Raw genomic sequence first — 18,922 nt, forward strand, 5'->3', positions numbered from 1 at the left:
AGGAATTTCAGATCCCTGCCCCGGTTTATCGCTGCGGAAGATAACGCAGCGGGTTTACGGATTTTCCCTTATAACGAATTTCAAAATGCAATCTTACTGAACTTGTTCCAGTGCTACCCATAGTGGCAATTTTTTGCCCCGCTTGAACATCCTGTTGCTCACGAACCAACATTGTGTCGTTGTGCGCATAAGCACTTAGGTAGTCATCGTTATGTTTTATTATTATTAGATTTCCATAGCCACGTAATGCATTTCCGGCATAAACCACTTTTCCACTGGCTGTTGCAAATACGGGTTGGCCACGATTACCCGTAATATCAATGCCTTTATTTCCTCCTTGAGAATCAGTGAAGCCTTCAAGAATTTTTCCTTCTGCCGGCCATCTCCAACTATTAATAGTATTAATACCATTAATAGCGCTATTTACTCCTGTATCTGTTGCTGTAGATACTTTTGAATAAGAATTGTCACCATGAGAAATAGCTTTATTTGGCAACATCTTTCCTGATCTTGGTCTATCAATATTTGCAGGATACGCATTAATTTTTTGAAAATCAACCTGACTAATTTTAGATTTAGTGGTATTTGATGCTAATAATACACCATTTTTGGAGGTTGGATTACCTATTCTCAGGACTTGACCAACATTTAAGCTATAAGGCTCTGAAATATTATTTATGTGAGATAAGTCACGGAAATCATTACCTGTAATCCAGGCTATATAAAACAAAGTATCGCCATGTTTAACCGTATAAGTACTTCCGTTGTAGCTTCCTTTGGGAATATTTTCGTAGTTACGGTTATAAATAATTTTTCCTTGAGATGAACTGCTATTATCAGCATTATTCACTGGATGGCGGCTTTTAATAGCATGATTATCTGATACATGATTTGTATCGATATTCACTATTGGGGCTGGACGATTTGGTGTATTACTACAGCCTACCAGTACGATTCCCATCATGACACTGGTGGTTATCCATTTTATTTTTTTCATTAGGTTTTCTAGATTCATACTTTATTCCCCCATAAAGGCAAATATAAGTGTAAATAATAGTGATTTATAAAAATTTAGGATTACAAAAGATTTAAAGCGAAACATTTTGCTTAATTTCAGAAAAAATAACAGCTAATTTGAAACTCCCCCCAAATAAATTAGCTGGTTATGCTAGCTCGCCTTGAATTAGGGGTACAAAACGGACAGGTTCGATAACGTCGCTATGAAAATCATTCCCATAACGATGTACTACTTTCAGTAACTGAGTACGTTCGCCGACAGGTAAAACCATCACGCCTCCATCGGCAAGTTGCTGGAGTAATGCCTGCGGGATTTCGGGTGGTGCGGCTGTGACAATGATGGCGTCAAAAGGCCCTTTTGATAGCCATCCACCCCAACCATCACCGTGACGGGTTGAGATATTGTGTAGGTCGAGTTGCTTCAATCTGCGCTTAGCCTGCCACTGCAAACCTTTAATCCGCTCCACGGAGAAAACACGTTTGGCTAAGTGAGCAAGTATTGCTGTTTGATAACCTGATCCGGTTCCAATTTCCAACACATTGGATTCAGGGGTTAAATTCAACAACTCTGTCATGCGAGCGACAATATAAGGCTGGGATATCGTTTGCCCATGACCAATAGGCAGTGCAGTATTTTCATATGCCTTATGTGCGAGAGCTTCATCAACAAAACATTCTCTGGGTACTTTGCCAATAACCTCCAACAGGTGCTCATTGTGAATTCCTTGCTGACGCAGTTGCGCCAGCAAATTTTTCATTGATCGGTTTAACATTCCCCAATATCCCCGACTTTTGCCAACCAATCACTTATCAGCTCCTGGGCTTTATAAGCTGTTAAGTCCACTTGCAAAGGGGTAATGGAAACAAATCCTTCTTCTATTGCAGCAAAATCTGTCTCAGGCCCAAAATCACTTTTTTCTCCCGGAGGGCCTAGCCAATAGAGCATATTACCTTTGGGATCTTCCATCGCATAGACTTGTTCAGCAGCACTACGGCGACCACATCGTGTCACCCTAAATCCCTTGATTTGTTCAATGGGAATATCAGGTACATTAACATTCAAAATATTGCCCGCCCTCAATGGGGATTTTTGCAGCAGAGCTAATAAACGCACTGTCACTTCTGCCGCTGTTTCGTAATGTTGGTCACCATTGAGTGATACCGCCAGTGCGGGTAAGCCTAAGTGACGTCCTTCCATTGCAGCCGCAACCGTGCCAGAGTAAATCACATCATCACCAAGGTTAGGGCCACAGTTGATGCCAGAAACGACAATATCAGGACGAGGGAGTACCAGATTATTCACGCCCAAATAGACACAATCTGTCGGTGTACCTTCCTGAACAGAAATATCCCCATTGTTCAGAGTGTTGATGCGCAAAGGGCGATCCAACGTTAAGGCATTCGACGCACCACTACGGTTACGGTCAGGTGCAACAACCTGAACATGATAGTGTTTTCGCAATGTAGCCGCTAAGGTTTGAATACCCGGTGCGGTGACACCATCATCGTTACTCAGCAATATCCGCAGCATTGATATATCTCATTGATTTTACTAAAAATAAAATAGGTTAACAGGGTAATTTAACCGGTGTGTGTTTGATCTTAGCATGACGTTGATAGTTTTGTAGAGTGCTTTGCATTCAGGCTATATCAAGGGAAGAGCCAAGATCTTGATTGATCAGTTCTCTGACAACACTGGTTGCAAAGCTACCCGATGGCAAAGAGAAATGCAGAATGACTGTTTGGTCGCCTTGCCACTCCCAACGCAGGTTAAGCGGTTTCACCAATATTGCCCGACGGGCGCTTTCCACACGCTCACGTTTGACTAATGCCCAAAAAGCTTCGTAATCCAATAAGCCTTGTTGTTCGAAATCCAGAGCCTGATCCTGCGTTCCTAATGCTTTGTCGCCCGGTAAAGGCGCTGTTATCTGTAACTCTCCATCCGTTACCCGCTGCTGCAATACCGACAATTCAGGTTCATCAGCCACAAACCAGCTACCGCGCCCTGTTAATTGTAATGCATCGCCATTTTTTACCTTCTGGTGTTCACCCTGGGCGATACGTCTGCTGGCAACAGCATTAAACATCGCGCTGCGACAGGCTGAAAGGTAGAAACTGCGGCGGTTGCGTTCCTTGACATGGATCTCATTAGCTGCCCAGCGTTGAGCCTGAACTAAATTTTGCCCATCCCGCCCGAAGCGCTGTTCACCAAAGTAATTTGGCACACCAGTTTGAGCTATCTGCTGCAAGCGTTTTTCTACAGATTCTCGGTCAGAAATTTCTCTTAATACCAGAGTAAAATCATTGCCTTTCAATGCACCAATCCGTAGCTTGCGTTTCTGGCGGGACGTTGCCAGTACTTCACAACCTTCAAGTTGAAATGCCGTGAAATCTGGATCTTGTTTCCCCGGTATATGTAAACAGAACCACTGTTCCGTCACTGCGTTGCGATCTTTCAACCCCGCATAACTGACAGAACGAGCGGGTATTTTGGCAAAACGGGCAAGATGATCCGCGACAAATTGGGTGTTACATCCTGTTTTACGGATATGTACCATGACGTGTTCACCTTCTCCATCAGGAGAAAATCCCAAGTCTTCACGGACAATAAAATCTTCTGGGATGGCTTTAACAATACCGGTCGCTTCCGGTTGGCCATGAAGCCAATGTAATTCGCTCAAAGTCATACTCATTCCTTTACCAACTCATTCCTTTACCAACAAGGCAACCGCTGCGCAGGCAATACCTTCTTTACGGCCAACAAACCCCAATTTTTCCGTTGTTGTTGCTTTAACGTTAATATCATCCATATGGCATTCAAGATCTTCCGCCAGGTTAACCCGCATCTGGGGAATATGCGGCAACATTTTCGGTGCCTGTGCAATGATGGTGATATCCACGTTCCCTATCCGATAGCCCTTCGCACGGATACGGCGGTAGGCTTCTTTCAATAATTCACGGCTATCTGCGCCTTTGAACGCAGGATCGGTATCGGGAAATAATTTACCAATATCGCCCAATGCTGCCGCCCCCAATAGGGCATCTGTAGCAGCGTGCAAAGCAACATCACCATCTGAATGGGCAATTAAGCCTTGTTCATAAGGAATGCGGACACCGCCAATGACCAATGGCCCTTCTCCGCCAAATTTATGCACATCAAAACCGTGTCCAATTCTCATACGATAGATTCCTTAGCTTTTTGGGATAGGTAAAATTCCGCCAGTGCCAAATCTTCAGGCTGGGTTACTTTGATATTGTCCGCTCGTCCATTGATCAGCACGGGACGATAACCACAATGCTCAAGCGCCGAAGATTCATCGGTGATACAGGCTTGATCTGCAAGTGCTTTGATCAAACAGTCACGCAATAACTGCAAAGGGAATAATTGTGGAGTCAAAGCATGCCAAAGTCCGTTGCGGTCAACGGTATGGGCAATCAATGTGTGGTCAGTTGTGGATGATCCTGTCTCTGATAGCGATACCATGCGTTTCATCGTATCCCTCACCGGTGAAGCTAACAATCCACCACATACGTCAGGAGATCCTGCGTTGTGATCAATAATCTGTAGCAAGCTATCAAGATCATTTCGATGAAGACAAGGACGGGCAGCATCATGCACTAACACCCAAGTTGTCCTGCCTGTAGGCAAATCAGCCAGATAATCTAGCCCAGCCAGAACCGAATCAGCTCGCTCTTCACCGCCAATCACGGTTGTAATTCTTGGATCAGAAGCGATGGGTAATTGCGCAAATTGTGTATCAGCAGGATTTAGCGCAATAATAACGCGTTGTATACGAGGATGCTCAAACAGTGCTGCTAAGGTATGTTCAAGAATTGTTTTTCCGGCAACGTTCAGATACTGTTTTGGGCAATCTGATTTCATCCTGCTACCAATACCCGCAGCAGGGATCAAGGCGATAATTTCGGCCAGAGAAACATCAGCAGGGGAATGAAGTTGTGACTTATTCATTTCGATTATTATTTACGGTTTTGATTTAAAGATTATTGCGCATTATGTTTTGAGGTATCTGGCACCATACGATAAAAAGATTCTCCTGGTTTAATCATGCCCAATTCATTACGAGCGCGTTCTTCAATCGCCTCCTGTCCCCCTTTAAGATCCTTAATTTCAGCAAATAGCTGGTCATTACGTGCGCTCAGTTTAAGGTTATCAATCCCTTGTTTATCGACTTCAGCCTTAACCCGTGCATAATCGTGAATGCCATTTTTGCCTAACCACAGCGAATACTGCAACCATCCCAGCAGAACCAATAATAGTAGCGTTAGTTTGCCCATCTCCCCCCCTGAAAACCCGCTAATCATCCCACAACTGCAAGCATGACGCCACCGACTCTCAACAAAACCATTGACAAAATCATTCGCAAAACCATTTTAGGCCACTTGCAAAACCGACTTGCACAATATGATAGAAATGCATTGCATTAACTGAGTGTAGAAACACATTATTTCACTAACAATAATAATGTGTTTCATGACAATTTGCTGGATTTGGTGGTTAAGTTGGCAGGATTTGGTTGTTTTTCAGGGCAAAAAGCAGCTTTTCAACCGAAGATCCTACAGGTTGTGAACCATCTAAATAGATTTCTGGTTGTTCGGGGGCTTCATAGGCAGCATCAATTCCGGTGAAATTGCGCAATTCTCCCGCTCGTGCTTTTTTATACAGTCCTTTGGGATCACGGGCTTCACATATCTCCAGTGGCGTATCAACATACACTTCAATAAAGCGCCCCTCTTCTATTAATTCGCGTATTTTTTGCCGTTCTGCCCTATGGGGGGAAATAAAGGCGGTCAGAACAACCAGCCCCGCATCAACCATCAATTTTGCGACTTCACCGACTCGTCGGATATTTTCCTGCCGATCTATTTCAGAAAAGCCCAAATCACTGCATAAGCCATGACGCACATTATCGCCATCCAGTAAGTATGTTTTAATGCCCTGAGCAAACAATGCCTGCTCCAATGCGCCTGCAAGCGTGGATTTTCCTGAACCTGATAGTCCGGTGAACCAAATCACCCGTGCAGGATGCCCATTTGCGCTTTCCCGCAGTGCCCTATCCAAAACATGTGAATGCCAGACGATATTCTCCTGAGCCACTTATTTTCCTCCCAATAGATCACGTACTCCCCAATGCGGGAAGTGGCGACGAACTAATTGGTTAAGTTCCAGTTCAAACTCACTGTACTCTTTAGGCTCCTCGTAAACATCTGCCTGAATCTCACGCACCAATCCCGCGCCTACGGTAACATTGGTGAGACGATCAATCAGGATCATGCCACCGGTATCTGCATTTTGCGCGTAGCTGTCGAGCAATAAAGGTTCATCAAATGAAAACTCCACCCGCCCAATGGCATTGAGGGGTAACTCAACCGCGACTTTCTGGGTCAGGTTGTTAATATCCACCTGATATTGCACGTTATCGACTTTGCCACGGCTTTTTTTGCCTGCGACTTTGATATCCAAACTTTGCCCTTGAATCAGTGGCTGTTCCGACATCCAGACGACATCAACCACAGCATGGCGAGTTGCGCTCATTTGATCTTCAACAGCAACCAATAAATCACCACGGCTAATATCTATTTCATCTTTTAATACGAGGGTAATCGCCTCTCCAGGCACGGCAAATGTGAGATCGCCATGAAAAGTGACAATTCTTTCCACTGTAGAAACCACACCAGACGGCATAACTTTTATTTGCTGGCCTTGCCATAAAACGCCCGATGACAATGTGCCGCTGTATCCACGAAAATCAAGATCAGGGCGGTTGACATACTGTACTGGGAAACGCAAGGGCTGTTCCTTCTCTTTTGTTTTTACGTCTACGGATTCCAAGATATCCAATAGCGCTTCTCCCGTATGCCACGCCATTTTTTCACTGTGGATGACAATGTTATCCCCTTCCAACGCCGAAATTGGGACAAAATAGATGTTTAGGTCAGTAGGTAATTGTGCCGCAAAATGCAAATAATCTTGCTTAATCCGCTCAAATATATCTTGTTGATATTCAACTAAATCCATTTTATTGACTGCCACTACCAAGTGACGAATACCCAGCAATGTACTGATAAAACTGTGACGGCGAGTCTGTTCCTGAACACCTTTACGTGCATCGATCAATAAAATGGAAAGCTCACTGGTTGAGGCACCTGTCGCCATATTGCGGGTATATTGTTCATGCCCTGGGGTGTCTGCAATGATAAATTTCCGCTTTTCCGTGGAAAAATAGCGGTATGCGACGTCAATGGTGATACCCTGTTCCCGTTCAGCCGCCAACCCATCGACTAATAAAGCCAGATCGAGCTTTTCTCCCTGAGTCCCTATTCGCTTGCTGTCGCTTTGTAAAATTGCCAGTTGATCCTCATAAATTTGGCGGGTGTCATGTAGCAAACGTCCAATTAGGGTACTTTTACCATCATCCACGCTGCCGCAGGTTAAAAAGCGCAGTAATCCTTTCTCCTGCTGCTCCCGAAGATAGGCCTCAACTCCGCCTTGTTGCTTGATTTGACTAGCAATGGTTTCATTATATGCAAGTGCTGGCATATCTGGACTCCTTAAAAATAACCCTGGCGCTTTTTCAGCTCCATAGAACCTGACTGATCACTATCAATCAGCCGCCCTTGCCGTTCACTGGTGGTCGATATCAACATTTCTTCGATGATTTCCGGCAACGTTTCTGCTCCTGATTCCACCGCCCCTGTCAGTGGCCAGCAGCCAAGTGTTCTAAAGCGAACTTTGCGCTGGTTAATGACTTCCCCTGCTTTCAGATCGATTCGATCATCGTCAACCATAATTAATGTCCCCTCACGCTGAACAACCGGACGGGATTTAGCAAAATAAAGAGGGACAATATCGATCTGCTCCAAGTAGATGTATTGCCAGATATCCAACTCTGTCCAGTTAGATAACGGGAAGACACGGATACTTTCCCCTTTGTTAACCTGGCCGTTATAATTGCGCCAAAGTTCGGGGCGCTGGTTTTTGGGGTCCCAGCGATGGGAACGGTCACGGAATGAGTAAATGCGTTCTTTGGCGCGCGATTTTTCTTCATCACGCCGCGCCCCGCCAAATGCAGCATCAAAGCCGTATTTATCCAGAGCCTGCTTCAATCCTTCTGTTTTCATGATATCGGTGTGTTTGGCACTGCCATGAATAAAAGGATTAATTCCCAATGCCTCTCCTTGTGGATTGCGGTAAATCAGTAACTCAAAACCATATTTTTCCGCTGTACGATCACGGAAATCGTACATATCCTGAAATTTCCAGCCTGTATCTACGTGCAATAAAGGGAAAGGCAGTTTTCCCGGATAAAATGCTTTACGAGCAAGATGCAGCATCACAGAGGAATCTTTGCCAATCGAATAGAGCATAACGGGGTTGGCAAATTCAGCCGCCACTTCCCGAATAATATGGATACTTTCAGCTTCAAGTTGCTGTAAGTGTGTCAGTCTTTTTTCGTCCATTGGGCACTCCTTATACTAAATCAATCACGGCAGGGCGATTTACTGGGTCAGCAGCATTTCCGCCTTCAAACCATCCTATCTGATGGTGGAGTTGAGCCACCTCCCCGATTACCAGTAAGGCAGGTGATGGTGTTTCTTGTGCCAATCGCTCCAATTCGGATAAGGTTCCGGTCAATACTTGTTGCTCTGGACGAGTGCCACAACCAATCACAGCAACGGGGGTATTACTATCCCGACCATGCGAAATCAGCTTTTGGCTGATCAAGGCTGCTTTCATGATCCCCATATAAATGGCTAATGTTTGATTACCCCGCGCGAGTGCAGGCCAATCCAATTCATCACCATTCTCACGGCAATGTCCGGTAATAAAGGTGACACTTTGCGCGTGTTCCCTGTGGGTCAATGGGATACCTGCGTAAGCAGAAGCACCTACTGCTGCCGTAATACCGGGCACGACTTGAAAAGGGATCCCTGCTGCTGCCGCAACTTGTAATTCCTCTCCACCACGGCCAAAAATAAAGGGATCGCCCCCTTTTAAGCGAACCACTTTTTTCCCTTGATTCGCTAATTTGATGATAAGTCGGTTGGTTTCCTCCTGCGCCACGGAGTGATTACCCGCTCTCTTTCCAACGCAAATTTTGTCTGCATCACGGCGAACTAATTCCAGAATTTCTGTACTCACTAAATGGTCATAAAGGACAACGTCAGCCTGCTGGATCACCTGCAAACCTTTTAAAGTTAATAATCCCGGATCACCTGGCCCAGCGCCTACCAGCGTGAGTTCTCCTTGGGGATGAGAATCACCTTGCGCTAATTGCTGTTCAAGTTGCTCTTCTGCTTGTTGTAATTGCCCATTGGCGATCAGTGTGGCAAAACGCCCACTAAACGCCTTTTCCCAAAAATGGCGCCGTTGACGTATGGAAGTAAGACGTTGTTTCACGCGTTCGCGCCAGTGTCCCGCGATATTTGCCATCGTACCCAAGCTAAATGGCAGCAAAGACTCCAGTTTTTCTCGCAATAATCTGGTTAATACCGGAGATTTTCCAGCCGATGAGATCGCCACAATAATCGGGGAGCGATCAATAATTGATGGGAAAATGGCCGAACAGAGCGGTTGGTTATCCACGACGTTGGTCAAGATAGCGCGTTTATTGGCTTCGGCAAAAATATGTTGATTTAGGTTGTGATCGTCTGTAGCGGCAATCACTAAAAATACATCATCAAGATATTCTGTTTTAAACGTTCCCTGTAACCACTCAAATTCTCCTTTTTGCTGGCGTTGTTGCAGTTCTGCATGTAATTCAGGAGCAACAACCGTTAACGCTGCACCAGTACGAAGTAATAGGTCTGCTTTGCGAGAGGCGATTTCTCCGCCTCCAACCAGCAATACAGATCGGGCTTTAAGCTCAATAAATAAAGGTAAATAATCCACAATACCATCCCACATTAGAGCCTGTTCATGTTCTACCCTATGGATTTCAAGTCACAAAGGATATAGCTCTTAATTATTATGATGACCAGAAGATGAATATATGAGGCTGTGATCAGGTTATGAAATGACAAAAAGTAATTATTTGTTCCTGAATCGCATAAGATAATCTTTTCGTATGCTATAAGGCCGATTAAGCAAGATATTCAGAATAAAAAAACAGCACTTCTTTTTGCGAGATGCGCTGTCTAATAGAAATTGTTGTGATCTGTAATATTAATTTAACCTTCGTGCAAACCGCACTCACGCTTCAGGCCAAAAAAACGGGTTTGTTCTTCACTCATACCTGGTTCCCATTTTTGGGTGGTATGCGTATCCCCCACAGAAAGGTAGCCCTGTTCCCATAATGGATGGTATTCAAGGCCATGCTTTGTCAGGTATTGATGTACCTGCCGATTATTCCAATCAATTATAGGCAGGATTTTAAAAACTCCCCGTTGAATTGCCAGCACAGGTAAATTGGTACGGCTTTCTGATTGTTGACGACGCAAACCTGCAAACCAGCTTTGTGCCTGTAGCGTTTTTAGTGCACAATTCATCGGCGCAACTTTGTTGATTTGGTTATAACGTTCGATCCCCTCTATTCCCTGTTCCCATAACTTGCCATAACGAGCTTCCTGCCAAGCCGGTGAGTGTTCCGCACGAAAAATCTTCAAGTTCAGGTTGAGTTTTTCAGTCAATTTATCGATAAATTGATACGTTTCAGGAAATAGGTATCCCGTATCGGTGAGAACCACGGGAATATCAGGATACTCCCGCGTCACCAGATGCAAGCAAACCGCCGCCTGAATACCAAAACTAGAGGAAAGCACAAATTCGCCAGACAGATGTTCCAACGCCCATCTCACACGTTCACGGGCATCCAACACCTCCAGTTGTTGATTGATTTCTGCCAATGACGTGATTTGCTGCTCTGGAGCCAGTGCCACCAGCTCCGATAAATTCAGTCGGCTCATACGGCCTCCTGCCAATCATAAAAATCGACGGCCGAATTCAATACTGGCTTGATGATATCAGCACGGATCAGAAAATCACCGAAACATTCATCGATATGACGCTCCGATGCCCAACGACCAATTAATTCATCCAGTATCTCAAGGATTTCTGCTGATGTGATATTTTCCCTGTACATGCGGGGAATTCGATCACCTATGCGATTTCCACCAAGATGCAGGTTATAACGATCAAGCGCTTTACCCACCAGCCCAATTTCTGCCAACATCGCCCTGCCACATCCATTCGGACAGCCTGTCACACGCAGTATGATCTCTTCATCACCAACACCATGCTTTTGCATTAACGCATCAACATAATCGACAAAAGTCGGCAAGAAACGCTCTGCTTCGGCCATCGCTAATGGACAAGTAGGAAATGAAACACAAGCCATAGCGTGGTGACGCAAAGTTGTCACGCTATCGTCAATTAAGCCATGAGCACGAGCAATTTCTTCAATCCGCGATTTTTCACTCTCAGACACCCCTGCCACAATCAAGTTTTGGTTGGCAGTCAGACGAAAATCTCCTTTATGGATTTTCGCAATTTCTGCGATTCCAGTTTTTAATGGCCGGTTGGGGTAATCCAACAAGCGGCCATTTTCAATAAATAAGGTCAGATGCCATTGATCATCGATGCCTTTTAACCAACCAATTTGATCACCCCGACCAGTGAATTGATACGGGCGAATTGTCGTAAATTTCACGCCAGCACGTTTTTCAACCTCTTGTTTGAAGGTTTCAATGCCCACACGTTCAAGGGTATATTTGGTTTTCGCATTTTTACGGTCAGTTCGGTTACCCCAATCACGTTGGGTGGTGACTATCGCTTCTGCAATTGCCAGTGTGTGCTCCAGTGCAATAAAACCAAATTCACTCGCCAGCCGTGGAAAGGTTTTTTTGTCGCCGTGGGTCATGGCTAATCCCCCACCCACTAATACGTTAAAACCAATTAATTGATCATTTTCCGCAATAGCGACAAAGTTCATATCGTTGGCATGCAGATCCACATCATTTTGTGGCGGTATCACCACCGATGTTTTGAATTTACGTGGCAGGTAAGTAGTACCAAGAATCGGTTCTTCATCGGTTGTTGCGATTTTTTCTTTATCCAACCAGATTTCAGCATATGCATTAGTACGAGGCAGCAGATGTTCCGATATTTTTTTCGCCCACTCGTAAGCCTGTTGGTGTAACGCAGATTGCACCGGATTAGATGTACACAGCACGTTACGATTGACGTCGTTGGCGGTAGCCAGTGAATCCAGCCCCATCTGTGCTAATAGTTGGTGTGCTGGCTTGAGATTATTTTTTAAGATCCCATGAAACTGGAATGTTTGGCGGTTAGTCAATCTAATACTGCCATACAGCGTATTTTCTGTCGCAAACCGATCAATACCCAACCACTGTTTTGGGGTAATAATTCCCCCAGGCAAACGACAACGCAGCATCATGGCATGGCGTGGTTCGAGTTTTTGTTCTGCGCGCTCCGCCCGAATATCACGGTCATCTTGCTGGTACATGCCATGAAAGCGGATAAGGAGGAAATTATCCCCCTCAAATCCGCCTGTCAGCCCATTTTTTAAATCTTCACTAATCGTTCCTCGCAGATAATTGCTGTCCAACTTCATGCGTTCGCTGTCTGCAAATTTACCTTCGACGATCAAAGGATCTGGTTTTTCTTTGCTCACATTGCTCATATTAGTAAACATCTCTCTGATAACGGCGCTCAAGGCGCAATTCACTCAAGAATTCATCAGCCTGTTCAGCATCCATGCCACTATGTTGTGAAATAATGTCCAATAGGGCCTGTTCTACGTCTTTTGCCATGCGATTCGCATCACCACAAACATACAGATGAGCGCCATCCTCAATCCAGCGCCAGACTTCTTCTCCCTGTTCACGCAGTTTGTCTTGTACATAGATTTTATGCTGCTGATCCCTTGACCATGCCAGATCAATGCGGGTCAATAAGCCCTCTTTCACATAGCGCTGGAATTCAACCTGATAAAGAAAATCTTCAACAAAATGTGGGTTACCAAAAAACAGCCAGTTTTTACCTTCAGCTCCCTGACTGTCACGATGCTGTAAAAATGCCCTAAACGGAGCAACCCCCGTTCCCGGCCCAATCATGATGATTGGTGTATTAGGATCGGCCGGTAAACGGAAATTTTCGTTCTGTTCGATAAACACTCGGATGTTGTCATCTTCCTGCAAACGATCCGCCAGATAACCTGACGCGCCACCTGTACGGGCACGTCCTTCAATGTCATAACGAACGACTCCCACGGTAATGTGGACTTCGTTTTCCACTTCAGATTGTGAAGAGGAGATGGAATAGAGACGTGGTGTCAGTGGGCGCAATAAATCAATAAATTGCTGGGCTTCTGGATGTGAAGCAGCCGATCTGACCATATCTACAATGGGTGTTGTCTGAGCGTATTGCTGCAATGCTTGTTTGTTAGCGGCTAGCGATAGCAGTTTTTCATCTTTCGCCAACGCTGCATATTTCCCAACAATCACACCGGTATTTTGGGTCAACTCTACATGGCTAGTCAGCGCCTCACGCAGTGGGAGTGATTTTCCATGCACATTGACCTGCTCTGAACCTTCCAACCAAAGCAGGGACATTAATTCATCCACTAAAGCCGGATCGTTTTCAAACCACACGCCAAGGACATCCCCAGGCTGATAACTCAACCCTGAATCCCCTATATCAATTTCAATATGACGAACATCTTTGTCAGAACCCTGCCCCGTTATTTTCTGGTTCATCAACAGAGAGGCCGTTAGCGGGCTTTCTTTCGTATACGTTTGGATTTCTTTGACATACGCTGGAATAGTCGATGAAGTGGCAGTATCTACTTGTACTGACAAACGCTGCTTCAAAATAGCCGTAATTTGCTGACGCCATTGAACAGCTTGTTCCTGATATTCCACATCAGCATCAACACGATCTAATAGGCGTTGAGCACCAAGCTCATGCAGACGGCTGTCAAAATCTTTCCCTGCCTGACAAAAATTTTCATACGACGTGTCCCCAAGGCCAAATACGGCATATACCGTCTCTTTCATTGATGGCGCTTTTTTGGAATAGAGATACTTATGGAGTGCTACAGCTTCTTCTGCGGGTTCACCTTCACCCTGTGTTGAAGCAACAATAATCAATACACATTCCTGGGAAATTTGCTTAAATTTATAGTCACCCGCATTAATCAAGTTTACATTGATATTTTCAGCTAATAGTGAATCTCTTAGCTGTTCAGCCAGACGACGAGCATTGCCTGTTTGCGATGCGGAAAGCAAAGTCACGGTTTCCTGTACGGAAACGGCGGGAGTCTCTGCTCCAGTTTGTGGCTGATGATTTACCATTCCCCAAAAATAGCCAGATAACCAAGCTAATTGATGAGGAGAAAAATCGCTAATTGCAGATTGCAAGCGTGATAATTGTTCTGGAGAAACAGGTAGTAATGCGATTGAAGGTGGTTTTGCGGTCATTGTCCCAGTGCCTTTTGCTATAGCCAATATCCATGTTGTAAAAGATGTAACAATCAATCCAGCCATAAACATGAATTGATTAAGGTTATCCCAGAATAGGGGCGGTATTTAAAGAAAGGATTGCAATATCTCATAACTAAAATGCCTAACTTTATTTACAGATTTAATATATCAATAAAGTCGTTAAGCATTGTGCTTTTTACTTCCAGAAAAATCACGTTAAGCTCGCAAAGTTCAGGTAGAATAGCCGACCTTTTGAAATCAGGGGAAAGCACAATGAGTACAACCATCTTTAAAGATTTTCAATTCGAAGCAGCACATCGCCTTCCACACGTACCGGAAGGGCACAAATGTGGGCGTTTGCATGGGCATTCATTTATGGTACGTCTGGAAATCACCGGAGAAGTCGATCCGCTTAGTGGCTGGCTCATGGATTTTGCCGATGTCAAAGCGGCTTTTAAACCTGTCTGGGAACAGCTCGACCACCACTATCTCAATGAGATCCCCGGGCTTGAAAATCCAACCAGCGAAGTCTTAGCCAGGTGGATCTGGGAGAAGTTAAAACCGACATTGCCTCAACTCAGTGCTGTCATGGTCAAAGAGACTTGTAGCGCGGGTTGTATCTATCGGGGAGAATAAGGATTCAGCACCAGAGCCTGGTGCTGAATGAGATTTAAGCAATATTTAAGTATTTATGGGTTTGCATCGAAAAACGCCAATTACGGGCAATACACGTTTCGATGCACAGGCGGGTAGCATCTTCTTTCTGGCTAATCGGCTGTAAGGCAATAACCGGACTAGGATTTCCATCAAGCATAATCAATAATTCATCCAATACTTCAATATCGCGCTGCCGCCCGACAGGATGTTTAATTTCATTAGCACGTTTCATAGCCTCAGGCAAAACCTGATAGCCTCCACGCATTTTCACTTTCGGAGAAACCGTCACCCACGTTTTGTCAGAGCATTGAATCGCATGTGTACCACTCGTCTCAATCTGACATTGATAGCCTTCACTTTCCAGTGTTTCCGTCAAAGGACGTAGGTCATATAAGCACGGTTCTCCTCCGGTAATAACAATATGCTTTGCACTGTAACCTTGGCGAGTGAATATGTTTAGCAATTGTTTTGCACTGGCAACGCCCCACAGATCACTGTCTTGCGATTTCAGCAAGATATTTTCCATCGGCTGCTGTTTATCAGCCTCTTTTTCCCACGTGTGTTTGGTATCACACCAACTACACCCTACCGGACATCCTTGTAATCGAATGAAAACCGAAGGTACACCGGTAAACACTCCTTCTCCCTGTAAAGTTTGGAAGATTTCATTTATTGGGTAAATCATAAAAAAACTCTGGTTTTAATAAACTGCCCGTTATTATTACAGATATCTATCCCGCGAACATCCATCTTTATGGTATCGTACTAGGTTGCTTTTGCTGGCATCTCACGCCAGACAGAGCATCGTATGCCTAAATACTCTCAGGCTGAAAGGATAGATGGGAATAACGAATGCAAAATAATGAAAATCAGCTTAAACAGGGTCTAAGCGTGCGGCATATCCGCTTTATGGCTTTAGGCTCTGCAATAGGCACAGGGCTGTTTTATGGCTCAGCAGCAGCAATACAGCAAGCTGGCCCCGCGGTATTGCTGGCCTATTTAATCGGCGGCGCTGCCGTATTTATCGTGATGAGAGCACTGGGCGAAATGGCCGTTCACCATCCTGTTTCTGGTTCTTTTTCGCAATATGCCAGCCATTATCTGGGGCCTTTGGCCGGTTTTTTAACTGGCTGGATCTATATTCTTGAAATGCTGTTTGTTTGCCTGGCTGATATTACCGCCTTCGGCACATATATGAAGCTCTGGTTCCCGCATGTTGATCAATGGATTTGGGTTTTAGGCATTGTATGTTTTATTGGTGCCTTGAACCTGTGTCACGTAAAAATCTTTGGTGAGATGGAGTTTTGGCTTTCAATCATTAAAGTCACCGCCATTATTGCCATGATTATCGGCGGCCTTGTCATTATGTTTTACGGTTTCGGACAAACAACTGAGCATGCAACCGGCCTGTCTAATTTATGGGAGCATGGTGGCTTTATGCCAAATGGTATCAGTGGGGTGATAGCCTCATTCGCCATTGTTATGTTTGCTTTTGGTGGCATAGAAGTCATTGGCATCACTGCCAGTGAAGCGAAAAATCCAGAAAAAACGATCCCTCAGGCAATTAATGCGGTTCCGTTTCGTATCTTAATCTTCTATGTTTTAACGCTGTGTATCCTGATGAGCATCTATCCATGGAATCAAATTGGTCAGGATGGAAGCCCATTCGTACAGATTTTTTCCAATTTAGGCATTAATTCGGCTGCAAATATTCTGAATGTGGTCGTGATTACCGCGGCTATTTCCGCTATCAATAGTGATATTTTTGGTGCGGGCAGGATGATGTATGGTATGGCACAAGAAGGACAAGCTCCCGAATCATTCAAAAAACTAACTCGTAATGGTGTGCCCTGGATGACGGTTCTTGTCATGACTGCGGTTCTGTTACTTGGCGTGGTGCTGAATTATTTGATCCCAGACGAGATCTTCATTCTTATCGCTTCTGTTGCCACATTTGCAACCGTCTGGGTATGGTTGATGATTTTAGTCTCGCAAATTGCCATGCGTCGCCAAATGAGTGCGGAAGAAGTCAAGACACTAAAATTCCCAATTCCGATGTGGCCCATCGCCCCAATCATCACGCTTGTTTTCATGGTCAGTGTCATCGTATTACTGGGTTATTTTGAGCAAACACGAGACGCACTATATGTTGGTCTAGGTTGGGTATTTATTCTGACTCTGGCCTATTTCTTCGGTGTAAAGAAGAAACCATCAGAAAAATATTCTTCTAAATCATAATCATATTTCAAAAAGCGTCGGAGATTACCGACGCTTTTTATCCATTAGTTATCATTACACAAAGAAATCGTTATAATTATAAAGAGAAGTTCACCATTAATGGGTTGTGATCAGAAGCACCGGTCATTACAACTGTTGCACGGGAAACTTTTAATTCACGATAAAAAATAAAATCCAGCGGTTTGCCAAAAACAATCGTTCTATGATCATCATTAAAATAGACTTCTTTCAAGTGCATACGATGTGCGAAACGTTCTAATATTTTTAATCTCTGCCGACTCCACGCATTAAAATCTCCAGCAAAAATAACGGGGCCATTATGTAAGTTTATATGAATGCCAATGTTATTTAATTGCCGACTATAAACATCAACACCAAGACTAAAATTAATGGCATGCACGTTTATCACCATCAACTGGCGTTTATCTGGCAATGGATAAATCGTAATTAATGACGATTTAGATAACCGGAATATCGGTTCTTTTTCACGCAGTGGGTAACAATAAATCGGTGAAGACGATGCTAATGTCATCACACCTGATGGATGTTGAGGGATAGCAAATGCAGGAACCTGATCCGCAACTAAGCCACTGTCTGTAATGAATTTCAATAAGGCAGGGGTCGTTTGTGCTTCTTGTAGCAAGACAAGATCGCTCTTCTCAATCAAGGAAGCCAAAACATGTTGCCATGATGGGCGTTGTTGTTTATAGATATTCCAGATAGCGACAGAAAGTTCGCAATTATGGTCAAGAAGCGGTTCTCCGCGTGGTAACGATGCATCCTCAAGTAATTGCTTAGAAGTAGGAAAAACCCGTTCCACAGGCTGTCCAGCAGCATATCTCACAGCAAAATTCTTTTGAGCGTAATCTTTTCTCACCCAGCTTCTTCTTAAATAACTATTTCTGATCAAGTTTCCCCCAGCTTATTTCAGCACCTTTTACCTCCACTAATATGACATCTTAGTAATTGATTTCAATCTCTAGTGTTTAAAAAACCAACATACCTGTATAACTCTATAATAACAACACAATATGCTAATAAAACAATTATTCATTAGAATTAGTAGAGTAATTTGTTTAATATTAAATAAATAAACATTAATATTTTTGATAAGTATCAAAAAAGTATCATATTCAAGGAGTAAATTTCTCTTGGCTAAGAGACATATAAGAAGGATATAAGTAATAAACTATAAATTAGGCAATAGAAAACCCCCTGAGAGATATCTCTCAGGGGGTTTTCTATATACGGTGGCGGTGCGGACGGGACTCGAACCCGCGACCCCCGGCGTGACAGGCCGGTATTCTAACCAACTGAACTACCGCACCACCGATTTTTTTTACCTTGCTGCCTTTTATGCCAGCAACAAAGGTTTAATTGAATGTCTGGCAGTTCCCTACTCTCACATGGGGAGACCCCACACTACCATCGGCGCTACGGCGTTTCACTACTGAGTTCGGCATGGGGTCAGGTGGGACCACCGCGCTCTTGCCGCCAGACAAATCCTGTTTTCAATCCCGAACAAGCTGTTTTCTCTCTCTGAAACTTT

Annotated in this window: 17 protein-coding genes, 1 tRNA gene, 1 rRNA gene and 1 pseudogene; 2 read left to right on the forward strand and 18 right to left on the reverse strand. The window is 44.3% G+C overall.

Features of this window, described 5'->3' with window-relative positions; genetic code table 11:
• Nucleotides 1-25 precede the first annotated feature (25 nt).
• From nlpD to cysJ, 14 genes are all read right to left on the reverse strand, one after another.
• The gene (nlpD, locus tag Xedl_RS38830) at nt 26-1,015 is read right to left on the reverse strand and encodes a murein hydrolase activator NlpD (RefSeq protein WP_074022936.1); all 990 of its coding nucleotides are present in this window, start codon (nt 1,013-1,015) and stop codon (nt 26-28) included.
• Nucleotides 1,016-1,163: 148 nt separating this feature from the next.
• Nucleotides 1,164-1,790, reverse strand: coding sequence for a protein-L-isoaspartate(D-aspartate) O-methyltransferase (locus Xedl_RS38825; RefSeq protein ID WP_074022935.1), 627 nt, complete (start codon nt 1,788-1,790; stop codon nt 1,164-1,166).
• On the reverse strand, nt 1,784-2,548 hold the full coding sequence (gene surE, locus Xedl_RS38820; RefSeq protein WP_074022934.1) for a 5'/3'-nucleotidase SurE: 765 nt from the start codon (nt 2,546-2,548) through the stop codon (nt 1,784-1,786). The genes Xedl_RS38825 and surE overlap by 7 nt, the downstream gene beginning before the upstream one ends.
• Nucleotides 2,549-2,657: 109 nt before the next feature.
• Nucleotides 2,658-3,704, reverse strand: a complete 1,047-nt coding sequence (truD, locus tag Xedl_RS38815; protein ID WP_074022933.1) for a tRNA pseudouridine(13) synthase TruD — start codon at nt 3,702-3,704, stop codon at nt 2,658-2,660.
• A gap of 18 nt (nt 3,705-3,722) precedes the next feature.
• Entirely contained in the window at nt 3,723-4,196 is a 474-nt protein-coding gene (gene ispF / locus Xedl_RS38810; RefSeq protein WP_074022932.1) for a 2-C-methyl-D-erythritol 2,4-cyclodiphosphate synthase, read from the reverse strand.
• On the reverse strand, nt 4,193-4,987 hold the full coding sequence (ispD, locus tag Xedl_RS38805) for a 2-C-methyl-D-erythritol 4-phosphate cytidylyltransferase (RefSeq protein ID WP_074022931.1): 795 nt from the start codon (nt 4,985-4,987) through the stop codon (nt 4,193-4,195). The genes ispF and ispD overlap by 4 nt, the downstream gene beginning before the upstream one ends.
• Before the next feature lie 32 nt (nt 4,988-5,019).
• On the reverse strand, nt 5,020-5,313 hold the full coding sequence (ftsB, locus tag Xedl_RS38800) for a cell division protein FtsB (RefSeq protein ID WP_074022930.1): 294 nt from the start codon (nt 5,311-5,313) through the stop codon (nt 5,020-5,022).
• Between the two features lie 220 nt (nt 5,314-5,533).
• On the reverse strand, nt 5,534-6,133 hold the full coding sequence (gene cysC / locus Xedl_RS38795) for an adenylyl-sulfate kinase (RefSeq protein WP_074022929.1): 600 nt from the start codon (nt 6,131-6,133) through the stop codon (nt 5,534-5,536).
• Nucleotides 6,134-7,576 (reverse strand): sulfate adenylyltransferase subunit CysN, encoded by a 1,443-nt coding sequence (gene cysN, locus Xedl_RS38790; protein WP_074022928.1) that lies wholly within the window; start codon nt 7,574-7,576, stop codon nt 6,134-6,136.
• 11 nt (nt 7,577-7,587) lie between these two features.
• On the reverse strand, nt 7,588-8,496 hold the full coding sequence (gene cysD / locus Xedl_RS38785) for a sulfate adenylyltransferase subunit CysD (protein ID WP_074022927.1): 909 nt from the start codon (nt 8,494-8,496) through the stop codon (nt 7,588-7,590).
• A gap of 10 nt (nt 8,497-8,506) precedes the next feature.
• Entirely contained in the window at nt 8,507-9,928 is a 1,422-nt protein-coding gene (gene cysG, locus Xedl_RS38780) for a siroheme synthase CysG (RefSeq protein WP_074023056.1), read from the reverse strand.
• Between the two features lie 278 nt (nt 9,929-10,206).
• Nucleotides 10,207-10,941: a phosphoadenylyl-sulfate reductase gene (locus Xedl_RS38775; RefSeq protein ID WP_074022926.1), complete on the reverse strand. Its 735-nt coding sequence runs from the start codon at nt 10,939-10,941 to the stop codon at nt 10,207-10,209.
• Nucleotides 10,938-12,677, reverse strand: coding sequence for an assimilatory sulfite reductase (NADPH) hemoprotein subunit (gene cysI / locus Xedl_RS38770; protein ID WP_143187389.1), 1,740 nt, complete (start codon nt 12,675-12,677; stop codon nt 10,938-10,940). The genes Xedl_RS38775 and cysI overlap by 4 nt, the downstream gene beginning before the upstream one ends.
• Before the next feature lies 1 nt (nt 12,678).
• Entirely contained in the window at nt 12,679-14,475 is a 1,797-nt protein-coding gene (cysJ, locus tag Xedl_RS38765) for an NADPH-dependent assimilatory sulfite reductase flavoprotein subunit (RefSeq protein ID WP_074023055.1), read from the reverse strand.
• Between the two features lie 276 nt (nt 14,476-14,751).
• Here cysJ and queD point away from each other — a divergent pair, with 276 nt between their 5' ends.
• On the forward strand, nt 14,752-15,114 hold the full coding sequence (queD, locus tag Xedl_RS38760) for a 6-carboxytetrahydropterin synthase QueD (protein ID WP_074022924.1): 363 nt from the start codon (nt 14,752-14,754) through the stop codon (nt 15,112-15,114).
• Between the two features lie 34 nt (nt 15,115-15,148).
• Here queD and queE read toward each other — a convergent pair whose 3' ends face one another.
• A complete protein-coding gene (queE, locus tag Xedl_RS38755) occupies nt 15,149-15,820 on the reverse strand; it encodes a 7-carboxy-7-deazaguanine synthase QueE (protein ID WP_074022923.1) in 672 nt (223 codons plus the stop codon).
• Between the two features lie 167 nt (nt 15,821-15,987).
• On the opposite strand from queE, the gene Xedl_RS38750 reads away from it, so the two are divergent.
• Nucleotides 15,988-17,373 carry an amino acid permease gene (locus Xedl_RS38750; protein ID WP_074022922.1) on the forward strand — a complete coding sequence of 462 codons (1,386 nt, stop codon included), beginning with the start codon at nt 15,988-15,990 and terminating at the stop codon, nt 17,371-17,373.
• Nucleotides 17,374-17,449: 76 nt separating this feature from the next.
• Here the strand turns inward: Xedl_RS38750 and Xedl_RS38745 are convergent.
• The 3 genes and pseudogenes from Xedl_RS38745 to rrf all read right to left on the reverse strand — a co-directional run.
• Nucleotides 17,450-18,232, reverse strand: a pseudogene (locus Xedl_RS38745) (endonuclease/exonuclease/phosphatase family protein); the annotation flags it as partial.
• 392 nt (nt 18,233-18,624) lie between these two features.
• Nucleotides 18,625-18,701 (reverse strand) — tRNA-Asp (locus Xedl_RS38740).
• Nucleotides 18,702-18,756: 55 nt separating this feature from the next.
• A 5S ribosomal RNA gene (gene rrf, locus Xedl_RS38735) occupies nt 18,757-18,872 on the reverse strand.
• Between the last annotated feature and the right edge of the window lie 50 nt (nt 18,873-18,922).

The organism is Xenorhabdus eapokensis (genome assembly GCF_001908105.1).